The sequence below is a fragment of the Desulforamulus ruminis DSM 2154 genome (assembly GCF_000215085.1).
GTDB classification, from domain to species: domain Bacteria; phylum Bacillota; class Desulfotomaculia; order Desulfotomaculales; family Desulfotomaculaceae; genus Desulfotomaculum; species Desulfotomaculum ruminis.
Genome location: NC_015589.1, coordinates 3,227,941 through 3,244,719, shown reverse-complemented (window position 1 = coordinate 3,244,719; position 16,779 = coordinate 3,227,941). Strand labels below are relative to the sequence as shown.

The 16,779-nt window shown below is 50.7% G+C and carries 18 protein-coding genes and 1 other RNA gene; 17 read left to right on the top strand and 2 right to left on the bottom strand.

The features are described 5' to 3' along the window. Nucleotides 1-32: 32 nt before the first annotated feature. Genes DESRU_RS16080 through DESRU_RS16065 form a run of 4 tightly spaced genes read left to right on the top strand, consistent with a single transcriptional unit; the run spans nt 33 to nt 3,356 of the window. On the top strand, nt 33-1,154 hold the full coding sequence (locus tag DESRU_RS16080) for an ABC transporter ATP-binding protein (protein ID WP_013843145.1): 1,122 nt from the start codon (nt 33-35) through the stop codon (nt 1,152-1,154). After that, nucleotides 1,151-1,792: an ABC transporter permease gene (locus tag DESRU_RS16075; RefSeq protein ID WP_013843144.1), complete on the top strand. Its 642-nt coding sequence runs from the start codon at nt 1,151-1,153 to the stop codon at nt 1,790-1,792. Before DESRU_RS16080 ends, DESRU_RS16075 begins: the two co-directional genes overlap by 4 nt. Nucleotides 1,793-1,814: 22 nt before the next feature. Beyond that, entirely contained in the window at nt 1,815-2,432 is a 618-nt protein-coding gene (locus DESRU_RS16070; RefSeq protein ID WP_013843143.1) for an ABC transporter permease, read from the top strand. Nucleotides 2,433-2,447: 15 nt separating this feature from the next. Continuing rightward, complete coding sequence (locus DESRU_RS16065; protein WP_013843142.1) at nt 2,448-3,356, top strand: glycine betaine ABC transporter substrate-binding protein; 909 nt, start codon at nt 2,448-2,450, stop codon at nt 3,354-3,356. Between the two features lie 95 nt (nt 3,357-3,451). On the opposite strand, the gene DESRU_RS16060 is transcribed toward DESRU_RS16065, so the two are convergent. Together DESRU_RS16060 and DESRU_RS16055 are read right to left on the bottom strand one after the other, a co-directional pair. Continuing rightward, nucleotides 3,452-4,177: an HAD family hydrolase gene (locus tag DESRU_RS16060; RefSeq protein WP_013843141.1), complete on the bottom strand. Its 726-nt coding sequence runs from the start codon at nt 4,175-4,177 to the stop codon at nt 3,452-3,454. A gap of 21 nt (nt 4,178-4,198) precedes the next feature. Then, a complete protein-coding gene (locus DESRU_RS16055; protein WP_013843140.1) occupies nt 4,199-4,528 on the bottom strand; it encodes a DUF896 domain-containing protein in 330 nt (109 codons plus the stop codon). A 235-nt stretch (nt 4,529-4,763) separates the two neighbouring features. Between DESRU_RS16055 and DESRU_RS21550 the strand changes: the two genes are divergently transcribed. From DESRU_RS21550 to mnmA, 13 genes are all read left to right on the top strand, one after another. Beyond that, complete coding sequence (locus DESRU_RS21550; RefSeq protein WP_273485293.1) at nt 4,764-4,886, top strand: hypothetical protein; 123 nt, start codon at nt 4,764-4,766, stop codon at nt 4,884-4,886. 115 nt (nt 4,887-5,001) lie between these two features. After that, nucleotides 5,002-6,264 (top strand): histidine--tRNA ligase, encoded by a 1,263-nt coding sequence (gene hisS, locus DESRU_RS16050; RefSeq protein ID WP_013843139.1) that lies wholly within the window; start codon nt 5,002-5,004, stop codon nt 6,262-6,264. A 23-nt stretch (nt 6,265-6,287) separates the two neighbouring features. Next, a complete protein-coding gene (gene aspS, locus DESRU_RS16045) occupies nt 6,288-8,096 on the top strand; it encodes an aspartate--tRNA ligase (RefSeq protein WP_013843138.1) in 1,809 nt (602 codons plus the stop codon). A 118-nt stretch (nt 8,097-8,214) separates the two neighbouring features. Continuing rightward, nucleotides 8,215-8,403: non-coding RNA, 6S RNA (ssrS, locus tag DESRU_RS20385), on the top strand. A gap of 117 nt (nt 8,404-8,520) precedes the next feature. Then, nucleotides 8,521-9,642, top strand: coding sequence for a S1C family serine protease (locus DESRU_RS16040; protein ID WP_013843137.1), 1,122 nt, complete (start codon nt 8,521-8,523; stop codon nt 9,640-9,642). Between the two features lie 29 nt (nt 9,643-9,671). Next, the gene (locus DESRU_RS16035; protein ID WP_013843136.1) at nt 9,672-10,346 is read left to right on the top strand and encodes a response regulator transcription factor; all 675 of its coding nucleotides are present in this window, start codon (nt 9,672-9,674) and stop codon (nt 10,344-10,346) included. After that, the gene (locus tag DESRU_RS16030; protein WP_013843135.1) at nt 10,346-11,797 is read left to right on the top strand and encodes a sensor histidine kinase; all 1,452 of its coding nucleotides are present in this window, start codon (nt 10,346-10,348) and stop codon (nt 11,795-11,797) included. Before DESRU_RS16035 ends, DESRU_RS16030 begins: the two co-directional genes overlap by 1 nt. Nucleotides 11,798-12,107: 310 nt before the next feature. After that, nucleotides 12,108-12,830, top strand: coding sequence for a tRNA threonylcarbamoyladenosine dehydratase (locus tag DESRU_RS16025; protein ID WP_013843134.1), 723 nt, complete (start codon nt 12,108-12,110; stop codon nt 12,828-12,830). A 105-nt stretch (nt 12,831-12,935) separates the two neighbouring features. After that, entirely contained in the window at nt 12,936-13,262 is a 327-nt protein-coding gene (gene trxA / locus DESRU_RS16020; RefSeq protein WP_013843133.1) for a thioredoxin, read from the top strand. A 225-nt stretch (nt 13,263-13,487) separates the two neighbouring features. Next, on the top strand, nt 13,488-13,931 hold the full coding sequence (locus DESRU_RS16015) for an RrF2 family transcriptional regulator (protein ID WP_013843132.1): 444 nt from the start codon (nt 13,488-13,490) through the stop codon (nt 13,929-13,931). A 43-nt stretch (nt 13,932-13,974) separates the two neighbouring features. Next, nucleotides 13,975-15,222: a cysteine desulfurase NifS gene (nifS, locus tag DESRU_RS16010; RefSeq protein ID WP_013843131.1), complete on the top strand. Its 1,248-nt coding sequence runs from the start codon at nt 13,975-13,977 to the stop codon at nt 15,220-15,222. Nucleotides 15,223-15,258: 36 nt separating this feature from the next. Next, complete coding sequence (gene nifU / locus DESRU_RS16005) at nt 15,259-15,633, top strand: Fe-S cluster assembly scaffold protein NifU (RefSeq protein ID WP_013843130.1); 375 nt, start codon at nt 15,259-15,261, stop codon at nt 15,631-15,633. 8 nt (nt 15,634-15,641) lie between these two features. Continuing rightward, a complete protein-coding gene (gene mnmA / locus DESRU_RS16000; RefSeq protein WP_013843129.1) occupies nt 15,642-16,754 on the top strand; it encodes a tRNA 2-thiouridine(34) synthase MnmA in 1,113 nt (370 codons plus the stop codon). The last annotated feature ends 25 nt before the right edge of the window (nt 16,755-16,779 follow it).

Genomic DNA, 16,779 nt, shown 5'->3' with positions numbered 1-16,779 from the left:
GTTTTTTGATTTAAGTTGAATGGAGGTGAAATATGATTAAGTTTGAGAAATTGACAAAGTCTTTTGGAAACCTTGTGGTGGTAGATCAGTTGGATCTACATATCCAGGAAGGGGAGTTTCTGGTTCTAATCGGTCCCAGTGGCTGTGGCAAGACCACCACTTTAAAGATGATCAACCGTCTGGTGGAACCGACATCCGGCAGTTTGTTTGTAAAGGGTAGAAATATCATGGAAATGAATCCGGTTATGCTGCGGCGGGAAATTGGCTATGTCATTCAACAAATCGGATTATTCCCGAATATGAGCATCCAAGAAAACGTGGACGTGGTTCCCCGCCTTTTGGGCTGGGATAAAGAACGCCGCCTGAAGCGGGTTAGAGAGTTACTGGAACTGGTGGATATGGACCCGGATTTGTATGCCCATCGTTATCCCAATGAATTAAGCGGCGGGCAGCAGCAGCGTATCGGCGTGCTAAGAGCACTGGCCGCCGAACCGTCCATCATTCTAATGGATGAACCCTTTGGCGCCCTGGACCCGATTACCCGGGAAAGTCTCCAGGATGAATTAAAGAATCTGCAAAGCAAGCTGCATAAAACCATTGTTTTTGTCACGCACGACATGGATGAAGCCCTAAAATTGGCGGATCGGATTGTGCTCATGAAAGACGGTAAAATTGTCCAGTTGGATACTCCGGATAGGCTGTTGCGCAAGCCGGCCAATGATTTTGTGATTGATTTCATCGGTAAGCACAGAACAAACGGCCAAGAGCTGCAGGCGGTGGAGAGTATCATGAATGCCAATCCGGTACTGATCGGCCCGGAAAAGGGGATTGCCGAAGCGGTGGCCTTGATGAAACGTAAAAGAGTAAACACCCTGCTGGTGGTGGACAATCAGCAGCGGCTGTTGGGTACCGTTTCGGTGGAAACACTGCGGGATCATAAAGAAGCCAACCAGGTGGCCGATCTGGCCTATAGCAAGGTTCCCACTGTGGCGGCCGGCTCGCCGTCCCGGGACGCCTTTGATCTGCTGGTGAATCAAAAATTGGACTATATCCCGGTAGAAGACGCCCAGCGTAAAGTGGTGGGGATTGTTACCCGCACCAGTATGGTGAACGCGCTGGCCAATGTTGTTTGGGGTGAGGAAGAGAGCGCATGAATGATTTAATACAAACCGTGATGAGCCGTCATGTAGAGATACTAACGTTAACCTGGCAGCACATTTATATTACGGCCGGCTCGGTTGCTTTAGGGGCAATGTTAGCCATTCCCCTGGGTATCTGGCTGGCGGGCCGGGAAAAAGCCGCCCGGTATGTTTTAGGTATCATTGGAACCATACAAACCATACCCAGTCTGGCTTTCTTCGGCTTTGCCTTTCCCATTCTGGGCATCGGCCTGCTCCCCGCCATGAGCATCTTGTTCTTATATTCCATTTTTCCCATTCTTCGCAACACCTACACCGGGATTAGAGAGGTGAATCCGGCCTTGGTTGAGGCGGGGAGGGGGATGGGCATGAATCAATGGGAGCTTCTGACCATGGTAAAGTTACCTCTGGCCCTCCCGTTGATTATGGGTGGGGTTAAGATCTCCACCATCTACATCGTCAGTTGGGCTACGGTGGCGGCTTTAATTGGCGCCGGCGGCCTTGGCGATTTAATCCTCGGGGGCATCAGCATGGTAAACATCCATTTAATTCTGGCCGGCACCATTCCGGCCTCAATCCTGGCCCTAATATTTGGTTTTGTCATCACACAGGTTGAAAAAGCGGTGACGCCCCAGGGCTTAAAGGCCAAATAAATCATCATGAAGGAGGTGGAATATGGTTGAAATAACATCCCTTGCCATGGAACATTTGTGGCTTTCGGCCTCGGGGGTATTTATTGCCGCACTCATCGGGATCCCCATGGGCATCCTGCTATTGCAAGTCCGTTCTCTGGCGGAACCGGTACTGGGCCTGATTGATATGCTGCAAACCATCCCCAGCCTGGCGCTGCTGGCCATCGCCCTTTATTACTTTGGACTGGGCAATGGCAGTTTAGTAGCCGCCTTAGTGGTCTATTCTTTGCTGCCCATTGTAAGAAATACTTATTTGGGCTTAAAGGGTGTAGAAGCCAATTTGATTGAAGCGGGCCGAGGGATGGGAATGACCAGGCTGCAATTATTATGGCAGGTTCAATTGCCCATTGCTCTTCCCGTTATGTTATCCGGGTTTCGTGTGGCCATGGTAACCGCCATCGGCATTGCCACCATAGGCACTCTAATTGGCGCCGGAGGTTTGGGCAGCCCCATTTGGAGAGGGATTCAACTGGCCGATAATGCCATGATTTTGTCTGCCGCCATACCGGCTGCGTTGCTGGCCGTACTATCGGACTTACTATTAAGCACTTTAGAGAAAATAACGGTTCCCAAGGGCCTGAGGGCACGGGGATCCACTTAAATGAGGGAGGTACGAATGAGAGGAAAAAAGTTTTATATTTTACTGGCATCATTACTCATCCTAACGCTGGCCTTCACCGGTTGTGGTAACGGATCAGATACAGCCGGGGGAAAGGATAAAATTGTGGTCGGTTCCAAAAATTTTAATGAAAACATCGTTCTTGGAGAGCTTATGGCTCAATTAATTGAAGCCAAGACAGACCTGCAGGTGGAACGAAAGTTGAATCTGGGAGGGACCCTGGTGTGCTTCCAGGCCCTGAAAAAAGGGGATCTGGATGTATATGCCGACTATACCGGCACGGGGTTAATGGCTGTTTTGAACCTGCCTGTTGAAACCGATCCGGACAAAGTTTATGAAATCGTGCAAAAGGAATATAACCAGCAGCATCATATTAAATGGCTGGAACCCTTGGGTTTTAATAATACTTATGCCATTGCGGTTCGTCAGGAAACGGCCAAAGAGAATAACTTAAAGAAAGTTTCCGATTTGGCGCTGCTTTCTCAGCCGCTGATTTTTGGAACGGACCAGGAATTTATTAATCGGGAAGATGGGTTGAAGGGTCTTAAGGAAGCCTATAATATTAGTTTTGCCAAGGAACAGGCCATGGAAATTGCTTTGCGCTATCAGGCCATTGCCAATAAAAATATTTCGGTGACCAATGCCTTTGCCACCGATGGTGAATTGATCAAATATAATCTGGTCTTATTGGAAGACGATAAAAATTTCTTTCCTCCCTACTACTGTGCGCCAACCGTTAATATGAATACCTTGGAGAAGCACCCGGAGTTGGAAGAGGTTTTAAATCAACTGGCCGGACAAATTAGCGATGAAGAAATGCAGCAGTTAAATTATCAAACCGCTGTGGAGGGCCGGTCCGAAGCAGAAGTGGCAAAAGAATTTTTACAAAGCAAAGGACTAATATAAAGGGAAAACGGGGGCAGGCTGTGAACAGTCTGACTCCCGTTTTTGGCTGCCGTAATCAGAGATCCGGATTATAATAAATCCCCACTTAGTGGGGATTAGTCTTTTTGTTTAGCCCGGGGAAGGCTGCGGGCATAGGCCATAAAGTCTTCCAGCCGGCCTTCAAAATCCGCATCCCGTTCCTCTTGTCCATGATCAATGAGGTTGTCCGTAACCAGATAGGTTTTAATTCCCAGTTTACCGGCGATCAGGTCTTCTTTGGTATCATTCCCCACCATCAGCGTTTCTTCCGGCTTGGCCCCGATGGTTTCCAGGATTTCCTTAAAATAATTCGGATTGGGCTTGCAGTAATGGCAGTTTTCGTAAGTGGTTACCAGGGCCCAGGGAATATCATGGATGCCGGCCCAGCGCATGCGGTGCAGGATGGCTGTGTCCGGGAAAATGGGATTGGTGGCCAGCACCAGTTGGTAGCCCTTTTCATGCAGTTCCAGACAAATTTGCCTGGACAATGGGGTGGGTTCGGTGCAGCAGGCCAGGCTGCCAAACTCCTGATCATAGAACCGGTCGAACAACGGCATGAGCTGATCCGGGGAACCTTCCAGCCGGGCAAAAAAATCTTCCATAAAAACATCCTGGTTGGTTTTATCCGGCCGGTTGTCCCGGATCATGGCTTCGGTGGAGGCCCAAATGCATTGTTGTAGGGTTTTGGGATCATAAAGCCCTGCAAAATAACGGGATATCCCTCCAAAATAGTTAGTTAAAAAATGATTTAAATCCATGGGCAGCAGTGTGCCGTCAAGGTCAAATAAAATGGTTTTAAACATGAAGCCCTCCGCTTGTCCAAATTAATGTTTAACGTCCTTTGGACCATGGTGATGCCCGCCACAGCCGCAGCTTCCGTTCTGGCCATGCTGGTGCTTATGAGCAGCGTGAGGGGGGTGCCCACAGCCGCAACTATTGTTGCCGTGGTTTTGATGTTCACCGCAGCCGCAGCTTGCGGGGCCGTCTTCGACGAACTTAATATTGGACAGGGCGTCGATGACCTGCCCGCGAATGCCCTTTAAGTATTGTTGGCGCAGTTGATCCTGCTCGGCTTTTTCTTCTTTGGACAGTCCTTCGGTTCTTTGCTTGCGGGCCAACGCGTTGATGCGGTCAACCAGTTCTTTGGTAATCATGATATCACCTCGCATCCAGTATATCATGGCAGGTATTGTGGGAACAAGTTTATAAGCTGTAGACGGGGATTACAAATCAATTACATTGCCCATTAGGACAATCCGTTTGCCTTAATTTAGAGGTTAAATTGCCAACATTGACAAACTTAGCTGAATTGCATAAAATAATGCAGAGGTTCAATACCGTTATTTCAATGATCGGGAGAGTAGACCTTAGCCCCCTTGCCCAGGGAGGATGGAGCCCCGGACTGAAAGCTCCGCTGCAAGGACTCTGGTCGAAGAACACCCGGGAGTTACCTCCGAAAGGATCCATGATCCCGTAGGCGGGTACGGTTTCGGCGCCGTTATCGCCGGCTGAGAGGAACAGTTTATTTGTTCAATCAGGGTGGCACCACGGGAAAATCTCCCGTCCCTGGCATTTGTTTTTGCATGCCGGGGACGGGGTTGTTTTTTTATTAAGGAGGTTTATGTCTGTGCTAACCACCAGACCCAGAGGCACCAGCGATATTTTACCCGGTGAAGTGGAGAAATGGCAGTACCTGGAGGAACTAACCCGGCAGGTATGCCGGGAGTATGGTTACGGGGAAATCCGCACCCCTATTTTTGAACACACCGAGTTGTTTCACCGGGGTGTGGGAGAAACCACGGATATTGTGGAGAAGGAAATGTATACCTTTACCGACCGAGGGGACCGCAGCATTACCCTGCGGCCGGAAGGAACCGCGGCCATTGTGCGGGCTTATCTGGAAAATAAGCTTTACTCCCTGCCCCAACCGGTTAAGCTGTTTTTAATTGGCCCCATGTTTCGCTACGACCGTCCCCAGGCCGGGCGCTTTCGCCAGTTTCACCAATTTGACGTAGAGGTATTTGGCTCCAACAGCCCGGCGGTTGATGCGGAGGTCATTGCCATGGCCATGGACATTTACCGCAGAATCGGATTGAACAATCTGGAGCTGCATATAAACAGTGTGGGATGCCCCCAATGCAGACCGCTACTGCGGCAAAAACTTCAGGATTTTTTCCGGCCCGGGCTGCAGGAATTATGTCCCAACTGTCAAGGACGTTTTGAACGGAATCCCCTGCGCATTCTGGACTGTAAAAATCAGAAGTGTCAGGAGTTGAGCCAGGGAGCGCCTACCACCCTGGATACCCTTTGCCCGGAGTGTGCAACCCATTTCCAGCAAGTCAAAGGCTTTCTGGATACGGCGGGGATTGCCTACCAGGTGGATAACCGTCTGGTCCGGGGACTGGATTACTATACGCAAACAGCTTTTGAGATTATGACCCGGGATATCGGAGCCCAGAGTTCTATCGGCGGCGGCGGGCGTTACAACGGACTCATTGAGGCCTGCGGCGGGCCGCCCACACCGGGGATTGGCTTTGCCCTGGGTCTGGAACGGATTTTACTCACTGCGGAACGGCAGGGCGTTGCCTTTCCTATCAGTCCGGGGGCCGGGGTCTTTGTGGCCACTGTCGGCGCGGAAGCGGACAACACGGCCTTTTCGCTGGTTCAGGAGTTGCGCCGGCAGGGAATTCCTGCAGAAAAAGACTATTTAAACCGGAGCCTGAAGGCTCAAATGAAATATGCCGGCAAGCTGGCAGCCCGGTTGGTTGTGATTCTGGGTGAAGAAGAACAGGCCAGGGGTGTGGCGGTGGTCCGGGATATGCAGGCCGGGGATCAAAAAGAAGTGCCGCTGGCGGGAATTACGGATTATATAAAGAGCTTATCTTTTTAATTTAGTGATGGAGGTAGTAAAGAATGTCTGAATCCATGCACGGGCTGCAGCGGACCAATTATTGCGGTGAGCTGGGAATGGCCCATGGGGGCAAAGAAGTGGTTTTAATGGGTTGGGTGCAGCGGCGCCGGGACCATGGCGGGTTAATCTTTGTGGACCTGCGGGACCGGTCCGGGTTGGTACAGGTGGTGTTCAACCCCGAAGTGAACCGGGAGGCTTTTGAGAAGGCGGAAGCAGTAAGGAATGAATACGTCCTGGCTGTGGTGGGTAAAGTGAGCGCCCGGCCGGAGGGCACGGTGAACCCCAATATGGCCACCGGGGAAATTGAAGTCTATGCACATACTCTGCGGGTGTTCAACCGGGCTAAAACCCCTCCTTTTTATATTGAAGACAACATTGAGGTGGATGAAAATCTCCGCCTGCGCTACCGTTATCTGGACCTGCGACGTCCGGAAATGCAGCGTTCCTTAATGCTGCGCAACCGCACCGGTAAAAGCGTCCGGGACTTTCTGGATAACCACGGCTTTTTGGAAATCGAGACGCCTATGCTGACCAAACGGACCCCCGAGGGGGCCAGGGATTATCTGGTACCCAGCCGGGTGAATCCGGGTAAATTTTACGCCTTGCCCCAGTCCCCCCAGCTCTTTAAGCAAATCCTGATGCTGGCCGGGATGGAGCGGTACTATCAAATTGTTCGCTGCTTCCGGGACGAAGACCTGCGGGCAGACCGTCAGCCTGAATTTACCCAGATTGATATTGAGATGTCCTTTATTGAAGATGAAGACATTATGGGGCTTATGGAGCAGATGATTGCCAAAGTCTGTCAGGATACCGTAGGGCTGCAACTGAATACGCCCTTTCCCCGGCTTTCCTATCAGGAAGCCATGGATCGCTACGGGTCCGACAAGCCGGATACCCGCTTTGGCCTGGAATTAAAAGACCTTACCGCCATGGCCGCCCAGTGTGGTTTTAAAGTGTTTAACAGCACCGCTGCCGGCGGCGGTCAGGTAAAAGGGATCAACGCCAAGGGTTGCGGCAGCTTCTCCCGCAAAGAAATTGACGACCTCACAGCCTATGCGGCTGTTTATAAGGCCAAGGGCCTGGCCTACATGATTATCACGGAAGACGGTTCGGTAAAATCCGCCATTGCCAAATTCTTTACTCCGGAGGAGCTGGCGGCCATTCAGGAGAAGCTGGAGGCCAAGCCCGGGGACCTGCTGCTTTTTGTGGCTGACAAGCCCCCGGTGGTGGCTGCCGCTCTGGGCGCCCTGCGTTTGCACCTGGCTCAGCGTTTGAACCTGATTCCCGAGGGGATGTGGAACTTCCTTTGGGTTACGGATTTCCCCCTGCTGGAGTACGACGCGGAAGAAGGGCGTTACTTTGCCATGCACCATCCCTTCACTTCCCCGGTGGAAGAAGATATCCCGCTGCTGGAGACCGACCCCGGAAAAGTGCGGGCCCGGGCCTATGATATGGTCTTAAACGGTGTGGAGGTGGGCGGCGGAAGCATTCGTATCCACCGCCGGGAGGTTCAGGAATTGATGTTTAAGGCCCTGGGAATGAGTCTGGAGGAAGCCAAAGAGAAATTTGGCTTTATGCTGGAAGCCTTTGAATACGGCGCGCCTCCCCACGGCGGCATTGCCTTTGGTTTTGACCGGCTGGTGATGCTGTTGGCCGGTAAAGAGAGCATTCGGGATGTCATTGCCTTCCCGAAAACCGCCAGTGCCACTTGTTTGATGACCCAGGCCCCGGATGTGGTAGAGCCCGCTCAACTGACGGAGCTTCATATCCGGAGTACGGCCGTGGTTAAAGAAAATCATGGTAAATCATAGTATAAAAGCTCGAATAATAAGGAAAAATAAGGGTGCCGGGAGTACCCTTTCGAATCTTGCCAAGGTAGCCCGGCTATGTTAACATAAATAGTACAAAAGACAGTTAATTTAAAAACTCACTGCCCTGCTTTGTGCGTGTGCTACCTGGGGTTTTGAGCCAACATTTTTTGAAAGGGAGCCCGATTCTTCGTAAGGGAATGTAGACCTTACCTGTATAAGGAAACAGGAAATTACGGGAGGGCACCCACCTGTTTGAGAGAACAGGTTCAAAAAACTTTGGGTTGATGCACGGCACGGTGGGGTTACCTTTTATAGGATTTATCAAAACATCTCTTTTATATAGAGATGTTTTTCTTTTTAATTTTGTTTTAATCAAATCCTTTTATGATGAATTTATAGAATTTTAAAAGGAGGAATAAAATAGATGGATTTCTGGAATCAATGGAAATGGAAAAAACCCGTGGCCCTTTTGCTGACGAAGACACTGCTGCTGGTTTTGCTGGTGGGTGTTGGCATCCACTGGTCCAACAATCAGCAAAACCTCTTGTCCATTGGGAGTAAGCCCGCTGCGGCGGAAACCGGGGTTATCCGTCCCGCCGATATTTCTTCGGTGGTTAAACAAACCGCCCCGGCGGTGGTTAAAATTGAAACGGTTTATGAGACTTCGGTCAATCCTTACTTGTCCGATCCCTTCTACAGGGAATTTTTCGGGATTCAGAATTTGCCGAAAACCCGTGTGCAGACCGGAATGGGCTCTGGTTTTATCGTTTCTGAGGAAGGGTATATTCTTACCAATAACCATGTCATTGAAGGGGCCAGCCAGATTAAGGTGACCCTGGCCTCCAACAAATCCTATACGGCCAAAGTGGTGGGAGGGGACCATGATCTGGATTTGGCCGTACTGAAGATCGAAGCCCAGGACAAGCTTCCGGTCCTCAAACTGGGAGACTCGGATAAGATTGAAGTGGGGGACTGGGTCATTGCCATCGGCAATCCTTACGGACTGGACCACACGGTAACGGTGGGAGTGATCAGCGCCAAGGGACGACCGGTAAATATTGAAGACCGGAGTTTTCGCAATTTGTTACAGACCGACGCCTCCATTAATCCCGGCAATTCCGGGGGACCATTGATTAACCTGAACGGAGAAGTGGTGGGCGTGAATACCGCGGTGAATACCAGCGGCCAGGGAATTGGGTTTGCTATCCCCTCTTCAACATTGGTTTCGGTGTATAATCAGTTAATTACCAAAGGTTCCGTTTCCCATCCTTACTTAGGCGTCAGCATACAGCCGGTACAGAATCAAAAGGGAGCTCTGGTAGCCGCTGTGGTTTCCGGCGGTCCGGCCCAGGAGGCCGGTATCCTGGTGGGAGACATCTTTACCCAGTTTAACGGCAAGAACCTGGAAGATCCCCAGGATTTGCTGGATGCGCTGGCTGAAACCAAGCCCGGTGAAAAAATTGCGGTAACCGTTTTACGGGCTGGACAAAATAAACAAATTGAGATCATAATTGGAGATAAGAGTGCCAACAGCCGGGCCGGTTAGCCCGGCCTTGGCCAGCGGGAGGTGCGGGGATGGGCGCCAGAATTCTGGTGATTGACGATGATCCAAAAATTACAGCCATGCTGCAGAGGGCCTTGGTTTTTGAAGGCTACCGGGTGGACGTGGCCAACGACGGATATACCGGATTGCAAATGGCAAGAAATAATCCTCCGGAATTATTGATTCTGGATATAATGATGCCGGGCCTGGACGGTTGGGAATTTTGCCAGCGTTTTCGCAAGGATAATGTGATTCCTATTTTAATTCTCAGTGCCAAAGACGAAGTGGAAAGCCGGGTGAAGGGACTCAATCTAGGGGCCGATGATTATCTGGTTAAACCCTTTGCTCTGGAGGAATTGCTGGCCCGTATTCAGGCCCTTCTGCGCCGCAGGGCCATATCCGATCAGGTTCTCCAGTTTGCAGATTTAAAAATAGACCTGGAAACCAGGGAGGTACGGAGAGCGGGGCAATTCCTTGCCCTGACGGCCAAAGAATTTGATTTGCTGCAGCTTTTTATGAGCAATCCCAATCAGGTGTTGCTCAAAGACCGAATTATCGACCGGGTATGGGGCATCGACTACACCGGTGGTTCCAATGTTTTAGAGGTATATGTTAACATGCTCCGGCAGAAATTAGAGACAGGCGGGGCGTCCAGGCTGATTCACACGGTGCGGGGCGCCGGATATGTTCTGAAGGAGCAAAAATAATGTCCATTCGTTTGAAGCTGACCCTATGGTACAGCGCGGTAAGCAGTTGTACCCTGGTGGTCTTTTCCCTGGTAATTTACACTTTTTTATACTTCAGCATGGTACAGGAAATTGACCGGGAGCTTTCAGGCCGTGCCGTGAGTGTTGTGCGCTCTATTAAAATTATCGGACCTACCCTGTTAAGCGAGCAAAAGATTGTGCTGCCGGATGTGGATGTATTTGGTTATCCCAACACCTACCTGCAGGTGGTGGATACCAACGGCCGTCTGATGGCCAAATCCAGCAGCCTGGCTCAGCAGGGCTTACCCATGTCCGAAGATACCATCCGGCACGGACTAAATGGCAACAGCTTTTACGAGTGGGTGCAAGTAGGAAAACAACGGGTGCGCATCTATAATTATCCTCTGGTGACCCAGGATAGGGTGGTGGTGGGGCTGCTGCAGGTGGGACAGCCCTTTTCCGGCATTGAGGCGGCTCTGGTACGGCTCCGGTGGCTGCTGTGGCTGGTAGGCGGTCTGATGATTCTGGTGGCGGGCAGCATCGGTTGGGGGCTGGCCAGGGTTGCTCTGCGGCCGGTGGAGGAAATCACCCGGACCGCCGCCAAAATTCGGCAGGAATTAAGTTTTAATCAGCGGATTGCCCACAACGGTCCCAATGATGAGCTGGGACACCTTGTGGCAACGTTGAATAGCATGCTGGACAGCCTGGAATCTTCTTACCAAGAACTGTCCGAATCTCATGCGGCGCAAAGAAGATTTGTGGGTGATGTGTCTCATGAGCTGCGGACTCCTTTGACCACCATCCGGGGCAACGTAGAGCTCTTGCGCAGAATGGGAGATGAACCGTCGCCAATGAGGGGGGAGGCCCTGGCGGATATTGCCTCCGAAGCGGAACGGATGAGCAGGCTGGTGCAGGATATGCTGGTGCTGGCCCGGGCCGATGCCGGCTTTACCCTGGAACTGCAGCCGGTATTGGTTGAACCGCTGCTTCAGCAGGTAGGCCGGCAGGCCAGAATGCTGGCCGGAGCCCTTGACTTTACGGTTGAAATGAAAGAGGATTGCAGCCAGGCCTTGGTGATGGCGGATGCGGACTATTTTAAACAATTGCTTTTAATTTTATTGGAAAATGCCTTTAAATTTACAACTCCTCCGGGGCAGGTGGGGCTTACGGCGCAATGCGGTCCGGAATATGTGGAAATCAGCGTCACCGATACCGGCATGGGTGTGGAAACGGAAGAACAACGCTATATTTTTGACCGCTTTTTCCGCTCGGATAAAGCCCGGCCGGTGGGAGGAACCGGTTTGGGCCTGTCCATTGCCCACTGGATTGCTGAACAGCATCATGCTAAAATAATCCTTGACAGCAGCCCAGGACAGGGCAGTACATTTAAGATCTTGCTGCCGTCTTACGGCAGCGGGGAAGAAACAGGGGATGAGTGGTCTAAAGACTAAAACAGAATAAAAAAGAGGATGCGCCAAAACAAAGGAGAAAAAACCAATAGAACGCGGATTTAACGGATTACATGGATTCACGCGGATTTCAAAACTCAAATAAAATAAACCAAATAGTTTTCAAATTGAAAATAAAATAAACAAGATTGAGAAAACTAATTTTCAATTAATTGAAATGTTTCCCCCAGGGTTATATATAAGAGAAGAAAAAATCCGTGTAATCCGTTTAATCCGCCAAAATCGCGTTCTATTCTTTTCTTTGGCGCACTGTTTTTGTTACAAGGCACGAACTTGGCGAAGGAGGATATCTGTGGATCACAGGTTTACCCGGACAGAAATGCTGATTGGGGAACAGGGCGTGGCCAGGCTGGCGGCCGCCAGGGTACTGATTTTCGGCGTAGGAGGGGTTGGGTCCTACGTGGTGGAAAGTTTGGCCCGGGCAGGGATTGGTGAACTGATTTTAGTGGATTTCGACAGGGTGGATGTAACCAATATCAACCGTCAACTGCACGCCATGGAGGATACGGTGGGCCAGTACAAGGTGGATTTAATGGCTCAACGGGTCCGCTTGATCAATCCTCAGGCCAAAGTGACCCCGCTAAGGGAATTTTATTCCCCGGACCGGGGGGAAGAACTGCTGGCAGGGCATTATTCCTATGTGGTGGACGCCATTGATAATGTTACAGGTAAGCTGGATATCGTTCACCGCTGTTTTTCCAGGGGCATACCTATTATTTCCAGTATGGGGGCCGGGAATAAACTGGACCCCGCCGCCTTCCGGGTCGGCGATATTTCAGAAACCTCCGTGGATCCGCTGGCCAGAGTCATGCGGCGGGAATTAAAAAAGCGCGGCATTTATAAGGGCGTGAAAGTGGTTTTTTCTTTGGAACAGCCCATTGCTCCGCACCATCCTGCCGGAGCGGCAGAGGGAAAGCCCGGCCGGCTCCCCCCGGGAAGCATTTCCTTTGTTCCTGCGGCTGCGGGTCTGGTGGCGGCAGGGGCGTTAGTGCGGGATTTATTAAGAGATCGGTAGAAAAGGTGTATTTGATGCAGAATTGGGCACCCTTTAGATATGGAAGCCCTTGATTGGGCAAAAAGGCAGTGAAAGGATTTAATTTCAGCAAAGGAGATGTTTTACATGGCCAACAACGTACTGTCCTTAACGGATGACAATTTTAAAAAGACGGTACAGGACGCGAAATCTCCTGTACTGGTGGATTTCTGGGCAGACTGGTGCGGGCCCTGTAAAATGATTGCTCCTGAAGTTGAGAAGTTAGCGGCTGAGTTGCAGGGCCAGGTTCTGGTATGTAAAATCAATGTAGACGACCACCGGGAAACGCCCAACAGTCTGGGGATTATGAGCATTCCCACCCTGCTGGTCTTTAAGGATGGCCGGGAAGTGGAAAGAACCGTCGGCTTTCGCAAAAATGATGAATTAAAGAAAATGATCGAGAAACATTTATAAGGGAAAGAAAATTCCCGCAGAAATTATTTACAATCATGTCATAAAAATTTAAGAGTTGGCTTGTATAATACCACTTGAAGAGTGGTATTTTTGTTATAGTAGATTCCATCATAATTATACTTGAGTATTTTGGTCGGGATTATTTATTGACATTCCCTTTCGATCATGCTAATATATCCCCATAAAACCGAGTGGTTTACTAGGGATTGACGAGGAGGTGGTTATTTGCGGCTATCCACAAAGGGACATTATGGACTGAAAGCCATGTTCGATCTGGCGCAGCATTACGGGTCCGACCCAATCCCCTTGAAGGTGGTGGCCGAGCGTCAAGGCCTTTCTGAGCCTTACCTGGAACAGTTGATTGCGGTACTGCGCAAGGTTGGTTTGGTAAAAAGTATCCGGGGAGCTCAGGGCGGGTACATATTAGCCAAATCCCCTGCGGAAATCAAAGTAGGAGATGTCATCCGTGCCCTGGAAGGACCGATCGCGCCGTTGGATTGTGTCAGCGAACAGGAACCTCCTTTATGCCATAAAGTGGACACCTGTATATCTAGGGATATCTGGGCCAGAGTTAGGGACAGCATTACGGAGGTACTGGATTCCATTACCCTTGAAGATATGTGCCGAGATGCGAAAAAAGTCGGCCAGCCTAATAAATGTGAAACTTAAATCATAATAACCGATGCGCAAGATTTTTAAGGAGGATCAACCCATGAGAAAAGTATATTTTGACCACGCTGCAACCACTCCAGTGCACCCTGCTGTTGCGGAAGAAATGATGAAATATCTGACCGAAGACTTTGGCAATCCTTCCAGCATTCATGCTTTTGGACGAGTTGTCCGCAAGGGTGTGGAACATGCCAGACAACAAGTGGTCGCTGCCATTGGGGCCTCCAGTGTGGGAGAAATCGCTTTTACCAGCGGCGGTACCGAGGCAGCCAATATGGCCATCCGCGGTGTTGCCTACGCCAACCGTCACAAGGGCAATCATATTATCACCACAGCCGGAGAGCACAATGCGGTTTTGGGACCCTGCAAGCAGTTGGAAAAGGAAGGGTTTGCCGTAACCGTTCTGCCTTTGGATCAGTACGGACTGATCACTCCTCAGCAGGTGGCGGAAGCCATTACCGATAAAACCATTTTAATTTCCGTTATGCATGCCAATAATGAGATTGGCACCATTTATCCTATTCGGGAAATTAGCGAAATCGCCAAGGAAAGAAAAATCATTTTCCATACCGACGCAACGCAGACCGTGGGCCATATTCCGGTCAATGTTGACGAACTGGGAGTCAACCTGCTTACCTTTTCAGCCCATAAAATTTACGGTCCCAAGGGTGCCGGGGCCATGTACATTCGCAAAGGAACCTTCTGGCAGCCCATTACCTATGGGGGTGGACAGGAGCGCCGCCGCCGCCCGGGAACCGAAAATGTACCGGGAATTGTCGGTCTGGGCAAGGCGGTTGAGCTTGCCTGCGAGAACATGAAGAGCGAAGCCGAACGGCTGTCCGGATACCGGGACCGCATTATTTCAGAGGTGCTGGACAACATCCCCAATACCATTTTGACCGGCCATCCGGTCAACCGCCTGCCTGGCCATGTAAGTTTTTGCTTCCGCTTTATAGAAGGAGAATCCATGCTTCTCATGCTGGATATGAAAGGCATTGCCATCTCCAGCGGTTCCGCCTGCACCTCCGGTTCTCTGGAACCGTCCCATGTGCTTACCGCCATTGGGTTGACCAAGGAAGTGGCCCACGGCTCTTTACGCCTGACCATGGGTAAAGACAATACCCAGGAAGATGTGGAGTACTTCCTGGAAGCTCTACCGCCGATCATTGCCAGACTGAGGGAAATGTCTCCCCTGGGCGAGGGCTGCAATCCATGTGCCTGCAGTACCTGCACCATTCATGATGAAGAGCATGATCACGGTCACGGCGAATTTGAGGAAGATGAAATTTAATACAAAAATGATTGAGGGAAATGAGGAGGCCTAGGGATGTACAGTGAAAAAGTGATGGATCATTTTACCAGCCCCCGGAATGTAGGTGAAATCGAGAATGCAGACGGGGTCGGTCAGGTTGGGAACCCCAGTTGCGGCGATATCATGAAAATTTCTTTGAAAATAGAAGATAATATTATTAAAGATATTAAATTTAAGACCTTTGGCTGTGGTGCGGCGGTAGCCACCAGCAGTATGGTGACGGAAATGGCCAAGGGCAAAACCCTGGAAGAGGCGCTGCAAATTACCAATAAAAGTGTGGCCGAAGCCCTGGAGGGACTTCCCCCGGCCAAAATGCACTGCTCAAATTTGGCGGCGGATGCTCTGAAAGCAGCCATTGAGGATTATATGAAAAAACAAACGGATAGGTGAGAAACCTTTTGACAGCTAAAAAGAGAGTGCTTGTAGCCATGAGCGGCGGGGTGGACAGTTCTGTCACCGCCGCCTTTTTACAACAGCAGGGTTATAAAGTGGTTGGCGTGACCATGCAAATTTGGGACCCGGAACAGACGGTGCTGGACGGCGACTATGTGGGCTGCTGTTCCCTGTCGGCGGTGGATGACGCCCGACGGGTGGCCGATGTTCTGGGGTTCCCTTATTATGTTTTCAATTTTCGGGACCTGTTTACGGAGAAAGTCATTCAATACTTTGTGGATGAATATTTTCAGGGGAGGACGCCAAACCCCTGTATTGCCTGCAACCGATTTATTAAATTTGAAGCTTTACTGCAAAAGGCCCGTCAGATGGGTTTTGACTATATTGCCACCGGTCATTACGCCCGGTTGGGCTACAGTGAAGCCTTCGGCCGCTATACCGTTCGCCGGGCGCGGGATGAGAAAAAGGACCAAACCTATGTCCTTTACGGCTTTACCCAGGATCAGATCGCCCATACCCTAATGCCTCTAGCCGAATATACCAAGGAACAGGTGCGGGACATGGCCCGGCAGTGGGGACTGCCCACGGCATCGAAGCCGGAAAGCCAGGAAATCTGCTTTGTCCATGACGACAATTACCGCAATTTCCTGGACCAGCGTTCTCCCGGGGCTGTAAAACCGGGACCTTTCCTGGACCTGGCGGGCAACATCATCGGTGAGCACCGGGGTATTCCTTTCTATACCGTAGGACAGCGCCGGGGTCTGGGGCTGGCTACCGGGGAAAGGGTTTATGTGGTGGACATCGACCCGGTCCGCAACACCGTTACCGTGGGACCGGAGGAGGCTATCTGGGGTACCAGGCTGCTTGCTTCCGATAATAATTTTATCGCCATTGAAAGTCTAAAAGAGCCCATGGAGGTTCAAGCTCAGGTCCGCTACAATAGTAGACCCTACCCGGCGGTTATTGCCCCCCGGGAAGACGGTTTGGTAACCGTAACCTTCCAGGTTCCCCAGCGTTCCATTACCCCGGGCCAGGCGGTAGTTTACTACCAGGGAGATTATCTGGTGGGCGGTGGAACCATTGAAAAGACCCTGGGAGATGAAAAATTAGAGTCCTGAAAATAAATGATATGAATGATACGGG